21 protein-coding genes are annotated in these 21,822 nt (G+C 30.0%); 15 read left to right on the forward strand and 6 right to left on the reverse strand.

What is annotated here, in order from left to right:
* Window positions 1–16: 16 nt before the first annotated feature.
* From GCL60_RS03590 to GCL60_RS03605, 4 genes are all read left to right on the forward strand, one after another.
* On the forward strand, window positions 17–589 hold the full coding sequence (locus GCL60_RS03590) for a hypothetical protein (RefSeq protein WP_153418497.1): 573 nt from the start codon (window positions 17–19) through the stop codon (window positions 587–589).
* Window positions 590–1,018: 429 nt separating this feature from the next.
* Entirely contained in the window at window positions 1,019–1,585 is a 567-nt protein-coding gene (locus GCL60_RS03595; RefSeq protein ID WP_153418498.1) for a hypothetical protein, read from the forward strand.
* 45 nt (window positions 1,586–1,630) lie between these two features.
* Window positions 1,631–2,203 carry a hypothetical protein gene (locus GCL60_RS03600; RefSeq protein ID WP_153418499.1) on the forward strand — a complete coding sequence of 191 codons (573 nt, stop codon included), beginning with the start codon at window positions 1,631–1,633 and terminating at the stop codon, window positions 2,201–2,203.
* Between the two features lie 282 nt (window positions 2,204–2,485).
* Complete coding sequence (locus tag GCL60_RS03605) at window positions 2,486–3,340, forward strand: hypothetical protein (protein ID WP_153418500.1); 855 nt, start codon at window positions 2,486–2,488, stop codon at window positions 3,338–3,340.
* 103 nt (window positions 3,341–3,443) lie between these two features.
* Here GCL60_RS03605 and GCL60_RS03610 read toward each other — a convergent pair whose 3' ends face one another.
* Window positions 3,444–4,202: a metallophosphoesterase family protein gene (locus GCL60_RS03610; protein ID WP_153418501.1), complete on the reverse strand. Its 759-nt coding sequence runs from the start codon at window positions 4,200–4,202 to the stop codon at window positions 3,444–3,446.
* 443 nt (window positions 4,203–4,645) lie between these two features.
* Between GCL60_RS03610 and GCL60_RS03615 the strand changes: the two genes are divergently transcribed.
* Window positions 4,646–6,007, forward strand: a complete 1,362-nt coding sequence (locus tag GCL60_RS03615) for a hypothetical protein (protein WP_153418502.1) — start codon at window positions 4,646–4,648, stop codon at window positions 6,005–6,007.
* 67 nt (window positions 6,008–6,074) lie between these two features.
* Here GCL60_RS03615 and GCL60_RS03620 read toward each other — a convergent pair whose 3' ends face one another.
* Window positions 6,075–6,437: a DUF4156 domain-containing protein gene (locus GCL60_RS03620; protein WP_153418503.1), complete on the reverse strand. Its 363-nt coding sequence runs from the start codon at window positions 6,435–6,437 to the stop codon at window positions 6,075–6,077.
* A gap of 237 nt (window positions 6,438–6,674) precedes the next feature.
* On the opposite strand from GCL60_RS03620, the gene GCL60_RS03625 reads away from it, so the two are divergent.
* On the forward strand, window positions 6,675–7,043 hold the full coding sequence (locus GCL60_RS03625; protein ID WP_153418504.1) for a hypothetical protein: 369 nt from the start codon (window positions 6,675–6,677) through the stop codon (window positions 7,041–7,043).
* A 74-nt stretch (window positions 7,044–7,117) separates the two neighbouring features.
* On the opposite strand, the gene lon is transcribed toward GCL60_RS03625, so the two are convergent.
* From lon to clpP, 3 genes are all read right to left on the reverse strand, one after another.
* The gene (gene lon / locus GCL60_RS03630; RefSeq protein ID WP_153418505.1) at window positions 7,118–9,586 is read right to left on the reverse strand and encodes an endopeptidase La; all 2,469 of its coding nucleotides are present in this window, start codon (window positions 9,584–9,586) and stop codon (window positions 7,118–7,120) included.
* Between the two features lie 159 nt (window positions 9,587–9,745).
* Complete coding sequence (clpX, locus tag GCL60_RS03635; protein WP_272914806.1) at window positions 9,746–11,122, reverse strand: ATP-dependent Clp protease ATP-binding subunit ClpX; 1,377 nt, start codon at window positions 11,120–11,122, stop codon at window positions 9,746–9,748.
* A gap of 18 nt (window positions 11,123–11,140) precedes the next feature.
* Window positions 11,141–11,749, reverse strand: coding sequence for an ATP-dependent Clp endopeptidase proteolytic subunit ClpP (clpP, locus tag GCL60_RS03640; protein WP_153418506.1), 609 nt, complete (start codon window positions 11,747–11,749; stop codon window positions 11,141–11,143).
* Between the two features lie 228 nt (window positions 11,750–11,977).
* Between clpP and hemB the strand changes: the two genes are divergently transcribed.
* The 9 genes from hemB to GCL60_RS03685 all read left to right on the forward strand — a co-directional run bounded on the left by hemB (window position 11,978) and on the right by GCL60_RS03685 (window position 21,208).
* Window positions 11,978–12,991 carry a porphobilinogen synthase gene (hemB, locus tag GCL60_RS03645; protein ID WP_153418507.1) on the forward strand — a complete coding sequence of 338 codons (1,014 nt, stop codon included), beginning with the start codon at window positions 11,978–11,980 and terminating at the stop codon, window positions 12,989–12,991.
* 34 nt (window positions 12,992–13,025) lie between these two features.
* On the forward strand, window positions 13,026–13,568 hold the full coding sequence (locus GCL60_RS03650; RefSeq protein WP_153418508.1) for a TIGR00645 family protein: 543 nt from the start codon (window positions 13,026–13,028) through the stop codon (window positions 13,566–13,568).
* Between the two features lie 65 nt (window positions 13,569–13,633).
* On the forward strand, window positions 13,634–14,329 hold the full coding sequence (locus GCL60_RS03655) for a substrate-binding periplasmic protein (RefSeq protein WP_153418509.1): 696 nt from the start codon (window positions 13,634–13,636) through the stop codon (window positions 14,327–14,329).
* A 92-nt stretch (window positions 14,330–14,421) separates the two neighbouring features.
* On the forward strand, window positions 14,422–16,407 hold the full coding sequence (mutL, locus tag GCL60_RS03660) for a DNA mismatch repair endonuclease MutL (protein ID WP_153418510.1): 1,986 nt from the start codon (window positions 14,422–14,424) through the stop codon (window positions 16,405–16,407).
* Window positions 16,389–17,405 carry a tRNA (adenosine(37)-N6)-dimethylallyltransferase MiaA gene (miaA, locus tag GCL60_RS03665; protein ID WP_153418511.1) on the forward strand — a complete coding sequence of 339 codons (1,017 nt, stop codon included), beginning with the start codon at window positions 16,389–16,391 and terminating at the stop codon, window positions 17,403–17,405. The genes mutL and miaA overlap by 19 nt, the downstream gene beginning before the upstream one ends.
* Window positions 17,406–17,501: 96 nt before the next feature.
* A complete protein-coding gene (locus tag GCL60_RS03670; RefSeq protein ID WP_153418512.1) occupies window positions 17,502–18,299 on the forward strand; it encodes a LexA family protein in 798 nt (265 codons plus the stop codon).
* A gap of 353 nt (window positions 18,300–18,652) precedes the next feature.
* Window positions 18,653–19,606, forward strand: coding sequence for an ABC transporter substrate-binding protein (locus tag GCL60_RS03675; protein WP_153418513.1), 954 nt, complete (start codon window positions 18,653–18,655; stop codon window positions 19,604–19,606).
* 70 nt (window positions 19,607–19,676) lie between these two features.
* Complete coding sequence (locus GCL60_RS03680) at window positions 19,677–20,534, forward strand: ABC transporter permease (RefSeq protein ID WP_153418514.1); 858 nt, start codon at window positions 19,677–19,679, stop codon at window positions 20,532–20,534.
* Window positions 20,531–21,208, forward strand: coding sequence for an ATP-binding cassette domain-containing protein (locus tag GCL60_RS03685; protein ID WP_153418515.1), 678 nt, complete (start codon window positions 20,531–20,533; stop codon window positions 21,206–21,208). The genes GCL60_RS03680 and GCL60_RS03685 overlap by 4 nt, the downstream gene beginning before the upstream one ends.
* A gap of 67 nt (window positions 21,209–21,275) precedes the next feature.
* Here the strand turns inward: GCL60_RS03685 and GCL60_RS03690 are convergent, their stop codons facing one another.
* A complete protein-coding gene (locus GCL60_RS03690) occupies window positions 21,276–21,764 on the reverse strand; it encodes a hypothetical protein (RefSeq protein ID WP_153418516.1) in 489 nt (162 codons plus the stop codon).
* Window positions 21,765–21,822 lie beyond the last annotated feature (58 nt).

Below are 21,822 nucleotides of genomic sequence, written 5' to 3' on the forward strand. Positions count from 1 at the left end.
TTATAAAGGATTGATTATGAAATTAGCATCTTTTATCGCTTTGGGTTCCGTTCTATTTTTTGCTTCATGCGGAAACAAGAGTCAAGATAAACAGACTACAATGGATTCTTCTCAAAAAGCGAAAGAATATGAAACAATTAAAGAAGGCACACTTACAAATGGTGTCGATCTTCACAAAGCGATTCGTGGAACTACATGGGCTCTGACCTCTTCTTTAAATAGTAAAAAAGAACACATTTCAGACGCAAAAAAAACTGTTCTAACTTTTGAAAATGACAAAAGTGTTTTAAAAATTGAAAATAGCAATGGCGGTGATTTTGAATATTGCAAAATCAAAACAGGTGGCAAATATATTATTCAAACAACAGATAAGTCCGATGAGTTTTCTATTGTAGATAGCAATGAAAGTTGCGCTGGAATATTAGGCATTAAAAAACGTTTTCCATTTGCTGTCATTAAAATTGATAGCAACAACGACAAAAAAACCATTTCACTAACAAGAAAGGTTTATACAAAGTTTCACGCAACCGGCGATTTAATGGGCATTGAGTCTGAATACACTCAATATGAAACATATACAAAAAAATAATTTGAATGAATCCCTTCTTATCCAATTTAGATAACTTCATTCTATCTTAAGAATGAATCCTAAATTGGATTTTTATTTTTTTTAAAACTTAAAATCACTCTTAAATAAACAAAAAAATAATCACAAGTTTAAATTTTTTTGTCTAAAAAAAATGAAGAAGTGAATTTTTTTACGAATTTAAAATATAATTACATATTTTTTAGATATTATTCACCTTTTCTTTGTGTACAAAATATATCAATTTATAATATTCATTCGTATATTTATCTAAAAAAAATGTTTTTTATAAATAATAAATAATTATTATTATTTTTTAGGGCTTTACAATTGACAGTAAATATTATATTTCATAAATAGAAAAAGAATAATAATCTCATTCGTGATTTTTTATTTAAATCAAATTATAAATATTTTTTTTAGGAAACTTATATGAAAAATGTTTTTACTTATTCCTTAATCGGAATCTCTTTAAGCCTTATTTCTTGTAGTAAAAATAATTCACCAAAAAAAAATGCAAACGAAACTGCAGAATTTACTCCTGTTGAAGATAATACACCTCCTAGTACTCCAGCTGATGGGAATAAAGATAAACCAATTAATGAAGATAATAAGCCTGATGCAAAAGATGGGGGTTATGCGCCTAAAAGTAAATTAAATGGAATTTATGCTGCTAAATATATAAGAGATGGTTCTGATTTTGTGCTTTATAAATTTACAGAAAATATTTTTCTACAATGTCAAGGAAAATATAATCAAAAATTTATAAAATCTAAACCTTTTTCCTTAACCTGGTATGGAGATGGTAGATTTTTACTAACTTTAGATGAATTTTTTAATACATCATATGAAATTGCAAAAGAAGAAGTTATAGGAGATGAAAAAATTATCACAATTAATTTTTCAGAAAATTCACATGAGTATAGAAATACAATAACTAATAATCTAAAAATAATTAAAAATCATGAAGAAATATTAAAAGAATGTAATTTTTTATAAAATTAATATTCAAAATTTTAATCCTACTTATATAAGACAAATGAAATGAAAATAACGACATTAATTCTTCTAAATTTTACATTAGTTTTAACATCATGTGGAAATAAAGGGGATGATAAAAAATCTGATTCTTCTAATTCCTCTGCTAAAGACTCAAGAGATATTCTTAAAGAAGGTACAATAATTAATGATAATATTGACCTAAAAATGAAAATTCGAGGAACTTCATGGACACTCTCCAAAACTGTGGATCATGAAAATAAAGAAGTTAAAAATAATAATGAAACAGAACTATCTTTTGAAAAAGACAATGATGTATTAAATATTAAAAATACCAATGGGAATGTCTTTTTATGTGGAATTGCTTATGGTGGTAAATATGTTATTGTAAAATCATCCGTTCCTAATGAATATTTAATACAAGATTTCAATCATAGTTGTGCTTTAAATACAGATGACGGAAAAACAATTCCTTCTATGGCTATTATAAAAATAAATCAGGATAATTCTATTTCCATATATCGCGAAATTATGACTGATTATAAATTCGCTAAAGGTAAATTTAGCCCATCTGTGATTCAAACAGAGACTTACATTAAAAAGCAAATAATACAATGATATTATTACACTAAAAGAACAGGATTATTCTTTTATTTTATAGTATAAAAAAATTCAAAAAAAGCTTTATTTCAATTTTTTTATTTGTCAAATTATTTTACAACTCCTGTTAATACACTAATAATACTGGATTATATTATTTTTAAAGTCATTTTTTATTGTAATTATTAGAGACATTTCTCATTATTATTATTAATTCATAATTTATAGATTATATAATCAATAATTTTCAGGATGAAATTTAGGTAATATTTTTTTAATTTATTCAAAGGTTTAATAACAATGGGATTTAGGTTAAAAGTCGAAAGTAACATATTGGTAAAATCATGTAAAAATTTTCAAATAATAAGTTTTGATCAAGGAAAGTTCATAGATAACAGCACTTTATACGATAAAAATAAAGACGGAATATGCCTTGGATTATGCTCTTTATTTTCAATTTATCTCCTTATAAAAGAAAAAAATTATTTAAATTCAAAAGATTACATAACTAAATTTGTTAATAATATTTATAAAGATGACTTTTCTAAACTAGTTAATAAAATACATAAAATTCAAACTAAATCCATAAAAATATGCGATCAAGACATTGAATATTATAACGAGAATAAAGAGTTATTTCAAAAAGGTGCCTTACTTAATTCAATTTCTATTAATTCAGAGTTAAATAATCCTAATATAAAACATAATATAATTCATTATTTTCGAAAAAAATTAATTGAGGGAAATACATTAGTAGAAGAACATTTGAAACCTGCGAAAGGAAAATGGGAGTTAAACAAAATAGGAATGTCTACTGAAACAAATATCATTGATGTTATTAATAATTTATCAGATATCATTGAGAAAAAAATTCTTAATTCAAATAATAATGAAAATTTTACTCTTTTAATATTACCAAGTCACGCAGTTTGCCTTAATTATTATAAATCAATACAGACAAATTATTATCATTTTATTTTCTTTGATCCTAATTTTGGTTTTTACAAATTTGAATCAAAAGATCAAAAAGGGATTCCAAACAGTTTAATAGCTTTTTTATCAAATATTTTATGCTATTATTGTCTTGATGAAGATGGATATGAAAAAAAATCAAACTTAGTTTGTTTTTATGACTTTAATTATGTAAAAAAATAAATAAATTCAAATTCCAAACCTGTTCTCTTTACTCTGTTACAAAAAAATTATTAATTTATATTTTTACTCATTTCTTTATTTAAACAAAAGAGATATTTTAAAATTATTCAATCAATAAAACTTCAGATGTTTTATAAGAATCATTTAAAAACTCGTAAATTTTATAGCCATAACTTTTAATAATATCTTCATTTTCGTTTGAGCCACCTTTTTTAAATAAAGCAAAAGAAGAAAAACCAGTTTCTAATTTCGTATTCTCTCCTATTTCAATAGAATAATGATTATGAACATGACCCGTAATGATCAATTTAATTTGATTATTTGTCTTAATATAATCTATCCATTTTGAAGCATTTAAAATAGGACAATCATCAATTAAAGGCGTTCCAACAAAAATAGGATGGTGATGCACTACAGCCCCAATGTTAAATTTTTTTTCCTTATATTTATTTATTATATTCTCAAATTTCTGAATTTGAGAGTCCGATAAAAATCCAAAATCTTTTCCTTCTAAACAAGAATCCAGTCCAATAAATAGCCAATTATCAAGAATCAATTCATTTAAGGGAACAAAGTATTTACTTTTTGAAAAAGCGGAAATTAAATTATTTTTTGAATCATGATTTCCATTTATGAAATAAATTTTTTTGTTAAACTTTTCTAATAAGTTCAAAACATAATCATAGGATTCTATACTTCCATCATCTGAAATATCACCTGTCAAAAAGAATGAATTAAAATCTATTTTAGAATTTAAAATTGATTTTAAAGTCAGCTCAAAACCATTTCTTGGGTCAATTCCATAATGAAAAGAATTTGGACTTTTTTTTATATGTAAATCTGAAATTTGAATTATTTTCATATTTCTTTCAATTTTTAAGTCATTATTTTAAATAAAAATCAGCAATGTTAAAATAAAAAACATTCAGAATTAAATATATCATCTATCTTAAAAAAAATAAATCTACATGGAAAATATCTCCCAAAATAAATTTTTATTTAGAAAAATAAACCACTCAAAATTTAATAGCTAGATACAAAATAATGAAAAATCCTCTTTTGTAAAATTATATTTACATATAATTTCTTATATTTATAATTTCCAAATTTATCCAATTAACCCAGAAGTATATAATATTATTTATATTATTTTATCTTAAACAAACACATCCATAAATTTACAAAATAGATTGCCAAAATGTAAATATAAAGTAAAATGAGGAATTGGATTTTCATATTTTAAATGAAAACAATATATATAAACTATTCATTTTCCTAATAAAACCCTATTTATTAAGGATTATTATGAATAATATTTTTTTTGATTTTATTATAGATTACGCAAAGCATAAAAAAAGCCCTTTTGATTCCGAATATGAAATATTAATTTTTGAATTACAGGCTCTTTGTGGTTCCGATTTATCAAATAAACCAAATAGTTACTATAAGAAAAAGGAAGACAAATCCTTATTTAAAAATTTTCTTTCAAAACATTTCAAAATAAAAAGTAAAAATGAAAAATATATAAATGATACAACTGCAATTTCAAATTTATTCGGTTCTAAATCCGCATTAAGAGGAGTTGATGAATACACAGGTGAAATTGAATATCGTGACTATATTAATAACATGGATCCATATCAAATAGAAAAATTAATGAAAGAAAAGCCACCTGAATATCATACAAACAATATTGATTATTTATCTCAAAATAAAATTATGGGTTCTTTTCTTAGATTTTTTAATGTTAAAGGAAAAATTTCTTCTAATAAACTCATATTAAATATTTTAGATAATAAAATTGCACAAAGATTAATACTGAATAGCAACTCAACAACAAGAGAATTTATACCAAAGTGTTTTATTTTTCAGTTAGACTCAATTAAAAAAACAGAAGATAGAATTAAGGTAATGGATGAATTACTTACTCATTTTAACACAGAAGATGATATTATTTTTAAAATTGATGAATGTCTTGGAAAAGGAAACTTCTTTACTAGTCTTAAAAGGTTAAGAGCCGCAAAACAAATCTTAAATGGTAGTGAATATTCTAGATTGGCTATTTCTTTTTTTCAAAACGAGTATTTTAGTAAATATTCTGGAAATATGAGCCAACTCGTACTTGTTGAAGCTATTAGCAATTTAGCATCTATTTCTAGAGATCCATCTAAAAATTCTGCTAATGTCTATAGAGCAGCTTTGGTATATCATAAAGAAAATAACAAAGTTATATTATTTAATGCGATTAATATTCATCTCGATAAAACGGATAAAACAGAAGCGGACTCTCATAAATGGAATACCTCACAACACTTCGCTCTAAAAGAGCCTCGAATTTTAAATCGTTTCGCTAAAAAAGGAGCTTCTTACAAAGACGACGGAGAAACTTCTGATTATAAATATGAAATTTTACCTTTAGATCCTGAAAAAGCAAAAAGAAATACAAATCTTTTAGAGTATAAAAAAGATTTGTATTATAAGTTTTTCAAAATTGCGAATATTTTAGGTGAATATAAAACAGAAGAATTCATGGAGAAACTTTGTCAAGATTTTGTTCAAACAAATAAAATGGGAAAAATTTATATATCTAATATAGATGGAAAATATATTAATTTAATCGATATTTTAGAAAGATTTTATTCATTTGATGATACCTTGCCAAGATGATTTACATAATAAAATTATCAAAAACATTAAGTGAATCAATAAAATTTAATTGATCAATTTTATTTTTTTAACTTGGACATTTATAAGCAATACCTTGCTGTGTCACAGTTGAGGTTGAGCCCCCATTTTTTCCTGTACTCATCCCAACTTGATGGTTTTGAACAACAACATGTGTTGCTCCTTTAAGAGCCGCTTTATTTCTAAGATCATTCGAAGCATATTCCATTAAAGATTCATCAGAAATCCATGTACCTCCAAATACCCCTCCCCCTTTTCCAAAAACAGGCCCCAAATTTTTACAATCTTTTCTATCCAATGCTGTAATAACTTCAATGTTTGAGCCTTCATTACTTAATTTTGCTGTTGAACAACCTTGTATAAGCGCTAAAACAGAAATCGTTCCTAAACATTTTTTTAAATATTTTTTCATTTATCTCTCTTTGTAAAATAAAAAATCTCTTTTCAAAACGATTCTAATTATAAAATTTGAAAAATAATGTCAATAAATTTTAAATTATTATAAATTTAAAATATAAAACTTCATAAATTATAGATATTCATATTTAATAAAATATAAAATAGATATTTTTTTATATTTCAAATTTTAGATTATAGAATTTGTTGAAAATTTTTTCATTTTCATATAAAGATAGTTCAGGAGTTTTTTATGAAAAATTTTATTTATTTATTCGTTACTTTGAATACTTGTATTTTATTTTCCTGTTCTAAGGAAACAAATGATGTAAATAACGCTAGCAGTGAAAATAAATCCTATTTTTTTAACTGGTCGTGCGTGGGTTCTTCTATTGGTTCCTCTGTTTGCAGTAAAAATTCCGTAAAAGAAACAGGATCGGCAGGACCCTTTTGTACGTTTGCTTCTTGCCAAGAATGGGAAAAGACAAATATGAATACAAAATCATCCTCTCTCTCTTCAAACAAAGGAATTCAAAAAGATTCTAGCTCTTATTCCTCTTCTTGTAGTCAGTCTGCTTCGTATGAGATTTATTATCAACCAACAACGGGTTCTTGTATGTAGTAAAAATAATTTCTTATTTATATAATTCAGATTATAAAATTAATTTTATTTTAGTTAAATATTTAAAAATAAGATTAGCCATTGGCTGCAGAAATATTATCTACACTCTTTGAAGTTCTTTCTTGTCTCGATTGATTATTTTCACCATCCGAAGAACTTCCACTTGCAAACTCATTATTTTCAAAACAAACTTTTAAAACGTCATCCAGCTTTGTAACAAAACGGACATCAATTCTTCTGCGAATGGTTAAAGGAAGTTCAGAAAAAGAGCCTCTATTTTTGTCTGGCAAACAAACTTTTCGAATGCCTGCTCTTAATGCAGCTAAAACTTTTTCACGCACACCGCCAATGGGTAAAACCCTACCATGTAAAGTAATTTCACCTGTTACGGCAACATCTTGGCTTACGTATTGATTTGTAAATGCTGAAACTAAAGCAACTGCAATTGCGATTCCAGCACTTGGTCCATCTTTAGGAATGGCACCTGCTGGAACGTGTAAGTGAATATCTTGTGTTGTAAATTTATCAGCATCAATTTTTAAATCTTTAGCAAGAGCACGAACGCAAGTTAATGCTGTTTGAGCAGACTCTTTCATAACATCGCCCAATTGACCTGTTAAAATTAACTTTCCATTTCCATTCATTAAAGTAACTTCAAGTTCTAAAATCTCACCACCAGCTTGTGTATAGGCTAGACCAACTCCAACCCCAATTCTCTTTTTATAAATATCGTGATCATCACTAAAGTAACGTTCTTCGCCAAGCAATTCTTTAGCAATTTTTGGTGTTACTTTAACTAGTTTGCGATCTTTTCCTTTTTCATCATTTTCCGCAATATATCTTGCTAACTTCCTAGTTATGGTTGCAATATGTTTTTCTAAACTGCGCAACCCCGATTCTCTGGTATAAGAATTAATAACTAAATTTACAGCCGTATCTTGAAATTGAACAAGATCTGGGTTTAGACCATTTTGTCCTATTACTTTTGGAATAATATATTGTCTTGTTATTTCAGATTTTTCTTCTTCACTATAACCACTCACTTCGATTATTTCGAGTCTGTCACGTAAAGCAGCGGGAATGGTATCTAGCCGATTGGCATTGGCAAGAAAAATAATTTGGCTTAAATCAAACGGAACAGAGATATAATGATCCGAAAAAGAATGATTTTGCTCTGGATCTAAAACTTCTAATAAAGCACTTGCAGGGTCACCTTTGTAATCAGCTCCTAATTTATCTATTTCATCGAGCATCATAACAGGATTTCGGGTTCCGACCGTTTTTAACGTTTGAATAATGCGTCCGGGCATGGCTCCAACATAAGTTCTGCGATGTCCTCTAATTTCAGCTTCATCACGAACCCCACCCAAACTAATGCGGACAAATTTCCTTCCAAGAGCTCTTGCAATACTTCTTCCTAAACTTGTTTTTCCGACTCCTGGTGGACCGACAAAACATAAAATAGGACCTTTTAAATCGGGATTTAATTTTTTTACGGCAATATATTCTAATATTCTATCTTTTATTTTTTCTAGCCCATAGTGATCTTCATCTAATATTTTTTTACAATGAGACATTTCAATTTTAGAATCACTAACTTTAGTCCAAGGAAGATCTACCATCCACTCTAAGTAAGTTCTTGTTAAAGTAGCTTCACTTGAATCTTGGTTCATTCTTTCCAAACGTCGTGCTTGTTTTAAACATTCAGATTGAGCTTCTGAAGTCATTCCGGTTTTTAAAATTTTATCCTTTAAATCTTCTACTTCTTCTTTACCATCCAATTCACCAAGTTCATGTTTTAACGCTTTGAGTTGTTCCCTTAAATATTGTTCTCTTTGACTTTTAGCAGATTCTTCTTTTGAATGAGAATAGCCACGACTTTGACTTGTATAGGATTCTAGTTCCCTTAATAATAAAGTATGTACTTTTCTTAGGCGCTCAAAAGGATCGGAAGTTGCTAAAACTTTTTGTGCCTCTACTATTTTTAGGCCTAAATTGCTTGCTACTAAATTTGCAAGTCTACCCACATCTGTTACGTCTTCTATCAACATTAAAAGATCGGGAGAAATAGAACGACCAAAGGGAACAATTTTTTCAAGTTGTTCTTTAACAGAGCGACAAAGAGCTTCCCCTTCTTGGGTTATTTCTTTATCTAATAATAATTTCATGCTGACAACAGGATAAGGATCCGACTGTTTTAGGCCTAATATTAACGCACGAGAGACTCCTTGGATTAAAACTTTTGTTCGGCCATCGGGGAGTTTGCGTGTTCTCATAACGCTCGCTACCGTACCTACGTCATAAACATCAAATGGAGGAGGGGTTGAGACTCTTAATTCAAAAAAAGTATCGTGCTCACGATTTATTTCAGAACGAAATGCAGATAAAAAAATAAATCTGTCTTTTGCACAAGCAGCATCTACTGCTCTCATGCAAATATCTTCTGAAACAAAAACAGGAAGAATCATTTGCGGAAAAACCACAATGTCCTTTAATGGCAACAAAGGAAGACAGTCTGCTACTTTATCAATTCCTTGCGACATGGAATAGTTTCCTCGTAAGCAATATCCTTTTCTATTTTTTTAATACTCTTATTTATTTTTGCAGAAATTAACAAACTTTGTGAGTCGCAAAAATGGCAGGAATTTGAAAAATTTTACTGAGTGGAAAAAATTACCCTGCAAAAAAATACATATTTATTGTTATTTTTTTGCAGAAGTTTTGGCTTTAGCAGCAGTAGTAGAGGCAGTTGATGATACAGAAGATTGAGCACGAGCTCTTTGCTCTTGTCTTTGTTGAATTTCTTCTTCAGTTAATAATACACGATCAGGTGCTTTGCCATCACGAATACATTCAGGAGTAACAGTAATTTGTTTTACGTTACGTTGTCCAGGGATATCAAACATAGTTTCAAGCATGACATCTTCAAGAATGGCACGTAAACCGCGCGCACCCGTTTTTCTTTTGATTGCCTCTTGTGCAACTGCTATCAATGCTTCTTGGGTGAATTCTAATTGAACTCTTTCATAACTAAACAACTTTTGAAATTGTTTAATAATAGAGTTTTTAGGTTGAGTTAAAACTTGAACTAATGCAGACTCATCGAGCTCTGCTAAAGTAACAATAACAGGGAGACGCCCCATAAATTCAGGAATCATTCCAAATTTAAGAAGATCTTCCACACGAACTTTGGCAAAAAGATCGGTTACAGTCATTTTAGATTTATTTTTAACATCGGCACCAAACCCCATAGCGGTTTGTTCCATACGATTACGAATAATTTCTTCAAGCCCTGCAAAAGCGCCTCCGCAAATAAACAAAATATTTGTGGTATCTACTTGCAAAAATTCCTGTTGAGGGTGTTTACGACCACCGCGAGGAGGAACATTTGCTACAGTACCCTCTAAAAGTTTTAATAGCGCTTGTTGAACACCTTCGCCAGAAACATCACGAGTGATGGAAGTATTTTCCCCTTTACGTGCAATTTTATCAATTTCATCTACATAGGCTATACCTTTTTGTGCTTGCTCGACATCAAACTCAGCTGCCTGTAATAAATTAAGTATGATATTTTCTACATCTTCACCAACATAACCAGCTTCAGTTAGGTTTGTTGCATCCGCAATGGTAAAAGGAACTTGTAAAATGCGAGCCATACTTTGAGCAAGCAATGTTTTACCGGATCCAGTTGGACCAATTAACAAAATGTTACTTTTAGCTAATTCAACATCTTCTTTATTTGCGCTGGAACCATGCTCAATGCGTTTATAATGGTTATGAACAGCAACGGATAAAACTTTTTTCGCTCTTTCTTGACCAATTACATATTCATCAAGAACTTTTTTTATTTCATTTGGACTAGGAACACCTTCTGCTATTTGAGTAGCATCATCCTTTTCCATTTCTTCAGCAATGATTTCATTACAAAGTTCGATACATTCATCACAAATGTATACATTAGGACCAGCGATTAATTTTTTTACTTCTCTTTGGCTCTTTCCACAAAAGCTGCAATGCAAGCCATGCGAACTCCCTGAGCCACCGCGTCCAGAAGAAAATTTCATTCCATTTTGTATCATAACAACTCACTACCTTTATCAAAGGCCTGTAAAAGCAACTCGGTCAGATCTCGGCATTAAAATATCGTCAACTAAGCCATAATCCTTAGCTTCAGCTGCCGACATAAAAAAGTCTCTATCTGCATCCGCTTCAATTTCCGCAACTTTTTTACCAGTATGGGCTGCTAAAATTTCATTTAAACGCTTTTTAAGGGAAATAATTTCTTTTGCTTGGATAGCAATATCTGTCGCTTGACCACCCGCTCCACCATGGGGTTGATGAATCATAACGCGACTATTTGGAAGAGCGTAGCGTTTTCCTTTAGCTCCCGCTGCGAGAAGAAGCGCTCCCATACTCGCACATTGTCCTACACAAAAAGTCCGCACTTGAGGGCGTATCACTTGCATAGCATCATAAATTGCCAAACCAGCAGTTACACTTCCACCAGGGCTATTAATGTAAAAGCTGATATCCTTTTCTGGATCCTGAGATTCTAGAAAAAGAAGTTGTGCAACAATTAAATTTGCAACTTCGTCATAAACGGGCGTTCCAAGAAATACAATGCGATCTTTTAGAAGGCGAGACCACACATCGTAAGAACGTTCTCCTCGATTGGTTTGCTCAACAACTATAGGGACAAGTGGCATAGATCTTCTCCAAAGGGATGTGCAGTGATCAATTGTGAATCTCACTAAGCATTTGTAAATATAACCTAGAGTATCTTTTACTGCAAAGATGATAGAAAAAAAACTTTAAAGGAGAACCTTTAAAATGCTTGCTTCAAAAACTCCTAATGAAGATACTTAGCCTGCTTCGTTGGATTCAGCAATCAGGGATCAAAAACGGATTAAGAACGCAAAAAGTTGGAGCAATTCATGACTCGTTATCGCACATATCCCGATCTCAAAATCGGAAATTCACATATTCGCCCTCGCCGCTTAAGACAAAATGAACAAATTAGAGCTCTTGTTCAAGAAAACTCATTGCAAAAATCAGATCTCATTTATCCCATGTTTATTTCTGAAAAAGGAACTAAAAAATATGATATTCCAAGCTTACCAGGAATATCACGTATTCCGTTTGATGATCTTCTTCATGAAATACAAGAAATACAGAATCTTGGTATAAAAGGAATTATGTTATTTCCTGTAGTGGATCCATCTGTGAAAGATCCCACAGGAAAGGAGTCCTATAATCCAAATGGTCTCATGCAAAATTCTATTCGAAAAATAAAAGAAAATTTTCCAAATATTCTTATTTTTGTAGATGTTGCTTTAGATCCCTACACGACACATGGCCATGATGGAATTACAAATGATGCAGGTTATGTTTTAAATGATGAAACTGTTGAAGCTCTTTGTAAACAATCTTTATCTTATGCATCTTGTGGTGTCGATTTTGTTTGCCCAAGCGATATGATGGATGGACGTATTGGTGCTATTCGTTCTGCATTAGATAAAGAAGGATATATTGGGACAAGCATTTTAGCTTATAGCGCTAAGTTTGCGTCCGCATTTTATGGTCCCTTTCGTGAAGCCGTTTCTTCTGGCGCAAGAGGACTTGATAAAAAAACGTATCAATTAAATCCAAGCAATTCACGTGAAGCTGTAAAAGAAGCTTTGTTAGATATTGAAGAAGGTGCCGATATGGTTATGATAAAACCAGGGTTACCTTATTTGGATATCGTAACAAAAGTAAAAAACGAGGTTCATATTCCTGTAACTATTTATCAAGTAAGTGGAGAATATGCACTTTTAAAAAATGCAGCACTTCATAATTTGATCGATGAGAAAGCAGCTGTATATGAAACTTTAATTTCAATGAAAAGAGCGGGTGCCGATTTAATTATTACTTATTACGCAAAATGGGTTTGTGAAAATATTTTATAAATTATTTGAATAGATTTTAAGGTAAAAAAGAAAAATGGATATTAAGAAAAAAACAACACGTGTCAAAATTGAAAATGCACTTGAATATTGTATTTTTGCAAGTAGATGGTTACAAGCTCCGCTCTATTTTGGTCTTATTATAGTACAAATTATATATACATTTAAGTTTGTTGAAGAACTCATCCATATTGTAGGAACCGCAACAGCAACTACAGAATTGAAATTGTTGTTAGGAATTTTACAATTAGTCGATTTTACAATGGTTGCTAACTTACTAGTTATGGTAATCATTGGAGGGTATGCTACTTTTGTCAGCAAATTGAACTTGGAAAATCATGACGATAAACCTGATTGGCTCGATCATATCGACCCAGGTGCAATTAAAATAAAACTCGCAAGTTCTTTAATTGGGATCTCAAGTATTCATTTATTACGTTCCTTTATTGATTTTTCTACAAACGATATAGAAAAGGTCAAATGGCAAATCATAATTCATTTAACTTTTATAGCTTCAACAGTCTTTTTAGCTGTGAGTGAGTATATTATGTCAAAAAAACATGCAAATCATGAAGATTAGTTAACTTGCTTTTTATATGTTATCTTACTTTTAGAAATTAAAACCAAACTAAAGTGAGTATTAAAATGAAAAAGATTTTTATGACCATATTGATTTTAAATTTTGGATTAAATAAACTTTCCTTTTCACAAGATCTTACTGGTTTTACAGAAGAATTACCTGGCCTAATAGAAGTTGATGGTGAAACAATAAAAGGTCCTGTAGTAGATAAAGTAAGAAAAATTTTAAAAAAAGCTAAGCTCAAAGAAAATATAAAAGCATTTCCTTGGGCAAGAAGTTATGAAATGGCAAAAAGAAATAAAAATTATTTTATTTTCCCAATGGCAAAAAATGTAGAAAGAGAAAAACATTTTAAATTTGTTGGGGTACTTTTTAAAATAAACACTTATTTTTACCAAAGAAATACTAGCGATTTTAAAATCACGAAATTAGAAGATGCTAAAAAACTTTCAATCTGTGTAGTTCGTAATGACATACGTGATCAATTTTTAACTCAACAAGGTTTTGAAAATTTAGTTCGTTTTGCTGATCAAGATGATTCCATACATGCACTCATTGCAAAAAAATGTGATGTAACAATATGTGCTGAAAATATAGAATTTTTATGGAAAAAAAATCTTAAAGAAGATATTAAAAGTTTAGTGAAAAAGAGTTATCTAGTTAAAGAGATAAGTGGCGATCGCTATTTATCTATTAACAAAGAAACATCTCCTGAAGTCATTCAAAAAATTTCAGAAGCTATGAAAGATCTTAAATATTAATAATATTTTATTTATATACTTTTTCTTGCTAATATCTTTTAATAATTTCAAAAAATAAGATTAAAAAAAAAATATAAATTGGAGACTAAAGTTTGCAATCTACAGAAATAAAAAAACTTCCTGAAGATTTAATAAACCAAATAAAAGCTGGCGAAGTTGTTGAAAGACCTTACAACATTGTAAAAGAAGTAGTCGAAAACTCGATAGATGCCGGTGCTAAAAACATTCAAATTGAACTTTTAGATGGTGGTAAACAACTCATTCGAATTACAGATGATGGTTGTGGCATTCCCGAAAATCAAATTTTAACCGCATTAGAACGCCATGCTACAAGTAAAATCAACAAGTTTCACGATCTCGAATCATTAGCAAGTTTTGGTTTTCGCGGGGAAGCTCTTCCCAGTATTGCATCCATATCTAATTTCACCATTCGTTCAAGACCTCAAAATCAAGAAATGGGCAAAGAAATAAATATCAATTATGGAAATTTATTATCTGAAAAAGAAATAAGTATGCCTCATGGAACTGTCATACAAGTAAAAGATATTTTTACAAATGTTCCGGTTAGACTCAAGTTTTTAAAATCAACGGCTACGGAATTTACCCATATTCATGATTTTTTAATTGCGATGGCTCTAGCAAATTATCATATTTCTTTCCGATTTTCACATAATGGGAGAGAAGTTTTTCATTATCACTCTAAAAAAACCTTAAAAGAAAGATTTCATGATATTGTTGGTGTTGATGCAAAAGATTTTGTTGAATTAAATTATTCAAGAGGTTCATTTAACTTAACAGGTTTTGCTGGACTTCCAAAGTCAGCAAAACAAAATCCAAGTTACTTTATAACCTTTGTGAATGGCAGATACGTTAAAGATAAAATTATTAGATCTGGAGTTTTACAAGCTTATCAAGGTCTTCTTATAAAAGGTTTGATAGCACCTGCTATCATTTTTGTGAAAGTGAATCCATCATGGGTTGATGTCAACGCGCATCCCTCAAAAACAGAAATTCGTTTTTACGATCCTGCTTCTTTACAAGAACTTGTCTCCATTGGAATTCAAGAGGCCGTTAAAGATTCTGTACATAAATCAAATAAACCTGAGAATATTCAATATAAAGAATCAAATGATATTTATATTCAACATAATATTTCTAAAATAGAAAATAAAAACCCGTATGCCTCTGAAAAAAACGTTGCGTTTGAAACAAATCGTTTAAAAGATAATTTTACAAAAAAATTAATAAGTACTGAAAAAGATGCTCCTGTTCTGCCTCATAAAAATTCATTTCAAAAAGATATTATTGCAACTCCTTTAAGCAAAGGAACACAAGTAGCCAAATTAAAAGCAAATGAAAATATGTTTAAGCATTCAGAATCAAAAATTATACAGCCTAAAAAAAATAATTTATTTGATTCTGCAAAATATTTAGGTCAGTTTGCAAATTGTTATATTTTATTAGAAATAATTGATGATTTGTGGGTTATTGATCAACATGCTTTTCATGAACGTATTTTATACGAAGAAATCATGAAAAATCATTTAGAAAACAAAGCACCAAAACAAGATCTCATTTCTCCTATTATTATTCCCAGTAATGAGGTATTAACTGCTATTATTTTTGAACATAAAGATAAAATATTATCTTTAGGATTTGAAATAGAAGCACTTAAAAATGGCCATATTGCTATTCATGCTTTTCCAAGTTTTTTAAGTACACAGAAAGTACCAGAAATATTTGATGAAATAATTACAAGAATTATTGCTATCAATGGACTTCCCCAATCTGAAGCACATCCATTGTTAGAAAAAGCAAATAAAGTCACAAAGGGGATTCAAGAGGAAATGAATTTACAGCCAACTCAATTAAAGGATCAAGATATATATCATCTTTTATTTGCTACAATGGCTTGCCATAATGCAGTCAGATCAGGGGATCCTTTAAATGAGGAACTCGTGAAAAGACTTTTAGGTAGATCAAACGATGTTGACTTTTATTCACATTGTCCCCATGGTCGACCCGTTATTCGAAAATTTACAAATAAGGATGTTTCTTCGTGGTTTCAAAGAATTTAAAAACAGAATCTTTTTTTGCTATTGTAATTATAGGGCCAACAGCAAGCGGTAAAACTTCCTTAGCTCACTCAATTGCAGATGACTTAAAAAAACAAAATATCTTAACAGAATTAGTTAACTTAGACGCCTTTCAAATTTATAAAAATATCACTGCAGGAACAGCAAAGCCTAGCTCTGAAGAAATAACTAAATATAAATACCATTGTATAGATATCGTTTCACCAGAAGAAAGCTTAGATGCCAATACCTTTGCAAGTAAGGTAACAGAGGCTTGTACAGAAATTTATAAAAAAGGATCTATCCCCATTTGTGTAGGTGGCAGTGGACTTTATTTGCGCGCCTTTCTTCATGGACTTGATGATTTACCGCCGCGTGACGAAAAAATAAGAAGTGAGATTAGAGATATAGCTGCCGAAAAAGGTTGGCCTCATTGCCATGAACTCCTTAAAGAGGTCGATCCTGTTCGTGCCGCAGAACTTCATCAAAATGATAAAACAAGAATAGAAAGAGCCCTTGAAATTTATAAAATATTGGGTAAACCCATGAGTTCCCTGCGATCAAAAACGAATGCTCTTGGAGAGCAAGAGACCTTATTTCCCTGTTTCCTTATTCAAATGGAACCAAATGACGGGTTTTTAAAGGAACGAATAAAAGATCGTGTCCCTATTTTATTTCAACAGGGCTGGTTAGAAGAAATAAACCAACTTTATCATGTTTATGGAGATGCTCTCAAAAGTTTTAATTCTATGAAAGCAATAGGTTACGACGAGCTATTAACTTATTTATTAAATATAAAGAAACAAGATTTTTCTGAAAGCACAAATAATTCTCTACTAAGTTTACAAGATAGAATTAGCACACTAACGTGGCAATATGCAAAAAGACAATTAACTTGGAATGCAAAAGAAAAGAAAGATTTTGTTGTTAATTTATATACAAATAAAGAATATCTTGAAGTTTTGAATGCTTTATTATTAAAAATCCCTTCCATACGTTAAACAAATTGCATTTTTAGCAGTTGACATCTTGAATTAAATATAGTTATAAAATACCATATATTAGTATGGTGCTTATTTTGATTAAGAGGCCTGCCCATGATTGAATTAACGAACGCTCAATTTAAAGTAATGGAATTTATATTTAATCATATGGACTCCACAGGGACTCCTCCCACAATCCGTGAAATAGCAAGTTACTTTCAATGGAAATCTATAGGGAGCGCTCAAGATGTACTTGCCGCCCTCAGAAAAAAAGGTTTGTTACTTTCTAACGTACCAGGAAAATCAAGACAAATTGTACCAACCAAAGACGTAACAGAATTTTTTTATTCCTATCAAAATAATCCTAAACCATTTTCTTTAAATTTTTCTGGAAATAAAAATAAATCAGTTAAGTTAAAAAAACATTCATCCCAAGTATTACCTGGTTTTGAAGATCTTTTGCGTGTTCCTTTAGTAGGTTCCGTAAGTGCGGGACTTCCTCAAGAAGCAATTGAAAATGCGGGAGAATTTATTTCTTTTCCAAGTGATACTCGAATATCTCAGAAAAATAGCAAACTATTTGCATTACAAATTGATGGATTTAGCATGATAAATGCTGGCTTATTACCAAATGATATTGTTTTAGTAGAATCAAATTCAAATGCAAATGACAACGATATTGTGATTGCTTCTATTTATAATAGCGATTCCACTATAAAACGATATGCTAAAAAAGATTCAAATTTATACAACAAAAATATTAAATTTTTATTAAATCATACCAATAAAGAAAAGCCACCAGCAATTTTAATACCAGAAAACCCTAATTTTATTCCTCTTGCTTTTGGTACTCATGAAGATGATAAAATATTAGGAATCGTCCGATCTCTTTATCGAAGAAGTATTATTTAATGATTAATTACAAAAATTTCCAATTCGCTCTTGCCAATCTTCAAAAAAATCTATATGCTAGTATCGTCATTGTGTAAGAGTATTTATTGTGCACTTCACAACTTTGGTTCTTTTGTCTTATCAATGACCAAAAACAGATACGGAGCAGATCAAATGAAAGCGAATTTAGAACTTAAATTAAGTAATCGACATCAGCAAACTTGTTTAATAAACGCTTCATTTTCTTTTTATGCTTCCTATTTTGCCTATCGATTTTATTTTTAAAATTCCCCTTTTCAAAAAATTAAATATTATTTATATTTAGCATATAAATTCTTTTTACATTGCATCATTTCTTGTGGAGAAAAATCAACATGAGTAAAAAAATTATCTTACTAATTGTATCGCTAATTGCGATATTATGTGCTGTTATTATTATAAAAAGATCTAAACCTTCCGACGATCATATCACTATTGGTATTCTTCAATTCGCATCTTTTCCTTCACTTGACGAAGCAAAAGATGGATTTATGGAACAAGCTAAAAAAGATTTTGGTGATAAAATTAAATTTATTGAACAAAATGCTCAAGGCTCTGTTTCACAAGCTCAAGCGATTGCCTCTAGTTTTAAAGCAAATAGCAGTATTAATGCATTCTATGCAATAGCTACACCAGCTGTTCAAGCTCTTAAATCTGAAATTAAAGATCGTCCTATTATTTTTGCAGCTGTTACAGATCCTATTGGTTTACAATTACGAGGCCCAAACTCTAACATTACGGGCGCTACAGACATGGCGGACATTCAAAAACAAATTAGAGTAATAAAAGAATTACTTCCTAATGTTAAAAAAGTTGCCATTCTATTTAATCCTGCTGAACCAAACTCTGTAATTTTAGTTAAAAAAATGAAGGAAGAACTTGCTAAATATAATATTGAATTTCATGATAACGGAGCTAATAGCCAAGCAGATGTGGCGGCTGCAACACAAAATGCTGTCCAAAATGCCCAAGCAATTTTAATTCCAACAGACAACACAATTTCATCCGCGTTTCCTATTGTAAAACAAATTGCAGATAAAGCAAAAATTCCGCTTATCACAACTTGGACTGGGGAAAAAGACGCTCCTCTAATGCAATTTGGTGTCGATTATATTCAATCTGGAATTCAATCTGGTGAATTATTAAATCAAATCATAAATAAAAATGTGAAACCAATGGATACCGAAATTATAGCACCAAATAGCAAAATTTATATTAACTCATTTGAATTAAAAAGACTTAATATTACTTTGCCTGAATCATTAAAACAGGAAGTTACTTTATTATAAAAATTAACCTTAAAATTAAGGTTTATGTTCACTCAGTAAGAGCGAGCAAGTTCATTTAGGAATATGCATAATGTCTTCATCACTTTTGCCAGTGGCTATTGGAATACTTGAGCGTGGATTTATTGGATCATTTGTAGTCATGGCTATTTATTTAGCTTCACGAGTAATGAAATTTGATGACTTTAGTATTGAAGGAACATTTGGCCTTGGTGGTGCCATTGTTGCTTGGGCCATATTACACGATACAAACCCTTGGATAGCTCTTATTCTTGCGATTATTAGCGGTGGTATTTCAGGCTGTATTACAGGCTTACTTCATACAAAACTCGGACTCAATAAATTAATTTCAGGTATTGTTGTTACAACAATGCTCTTTTCAATAAGTATAAATATTGGTACTGCAAATGTGGCATTAGGAAATGCAAAAACTATTTTTACTACTGCTCAAGAATATCCTTTTGGTACTTTAATTTTATTAGCATTAATTACATTTTTTATTGCTTATATTTTTATTTGGTATATGAAAACAGAGAATGGATTTATATTAAGATCAACTGGTGTAAATGAACAATTTGTTACTTCACTTGGAAAAAGTGTACCATTTTATATTACGCTTTCTCTAATTATGGCAAATTCATTGAGCGCTCTTGCTGGGGGGATTTTTGTCCAATATAGCGGCTTTTTCTCTGCATTTGGAAATGTAGGTACTTTAATAGCAGCTTTAGCTGGCTGTATGATTGCTGAATTAATTGCTGCAAATATGTTTTTAATGGCTATTCTTGGCTCTATTATTTATCAATTAATCATTGCAATTACAATTGAATTACAAGTTGAACCATCTTGGCAAAAATTAATTACTGGACTCCTTATTGTAGTTATCCTAGTTGTTAAAAAAATGGAAAATATAAAAGGAGCCAAAACAGTATGATTAAAATAGAAAATGTGCATGTAAGTTTTGGCGAATTCAAAGCTCTTCAACAAATAAATTGCGCAATAAACGAAAAAGATTTTATATTAATACTAGGTCATAATGGTGCTGGTAAATCTACTTTATTAGATACCGTATCAGGTCGTATTATACCAACACAAGGTAAAATATTTCGGAATAATACAGATATCACAACACTTTCCGAAGCAAAAAGATCTCAATTTATTAGTCGCGTTTTTCAAAATACCCATATGGGCTCTGTTGCAACCATGACTGTTGCTGAAAACTTAGCCATGGCAACATTAAAAGGAAAAATAGCCGGATTTAAATCGGCCATTAAAAATTTTCCAGAATATATTGTTGAAGAAACTCTTAAACCATTAAATCTTCGTTTAGAAGAACATTTAAATACGCCAATTGGTAAATTATCAGGTGGTCAAAGACAAATCATTACCATAGTAATGGCCACATTATGTGACCCCGATATTTTACTATTAGATGAACCAACGGCTGCTCTCGATCCTGTTTCAACAGAAAACTTACTACAATTTGTTCATAACTTTACTAAACAAAGAAAAATGGCCACAATGATGATTACTCATGATGAACAACGTGCCAAATTTTTAGCCAACAGAACATGGGTTTTGCAAAAAGGATTTTTACAGACTGAATAAAAAAATCATAATTAATAAGTATTTTTATTATGTTTCTTTATAAATGTGTTTTTAAGGTAGCTAAAATTTATTTAAAATTAATTTCAGTACCAAAGTTGTCTGAAAAACAATCTGCATTATTTAATTTCCAATCTACCCTATCCATTTGACCCGGCCCATAAGGGGCGACCACAAAAATACAAGTTTTTTTACGATTTGGTACCTTAATCAAATCTTCATCATTTCTTACGCCCGTAAAAGAATAAATCGAATTAAATGATTTTGCTTCAGTAACAATCATACCAAATTTTCGAGTCGTATTTATGGGAATTTCAATTTTTTGATTTAAATCTAATGGATTGCAAGATTCATCTACAAAAATAATATTATTTTCATAAACTCGAGAAATTTGAAGAAACCAATTATATTTATTGTCTTTATTATTTATTGTATACCAAACATGGACCCTCTTTAAATTTCCGTTTATTTGGCAACTAGGATTTCCCGTAAAACCAAATATAGGAAATGAACTTAAAAAAAATAAGACCGTAGTTAATTTTAAAAAACGCAAAAGCATAGCATTTCCTCCTAAAGAAAAAAGACAAATTAATGATAATGATTCTTATTTTCATATT

It is taken from the genome of Silvanigrella paludirubra, from assembly GCF_009208775.1.
GTDB classification, from domain to species: Bacteria; Bdellovibrionota_B; Oligoflexia; order Silvanigrellales; family Silvanigrellaceae; genus Silvanigrella; species Silvanigrella paludirubra.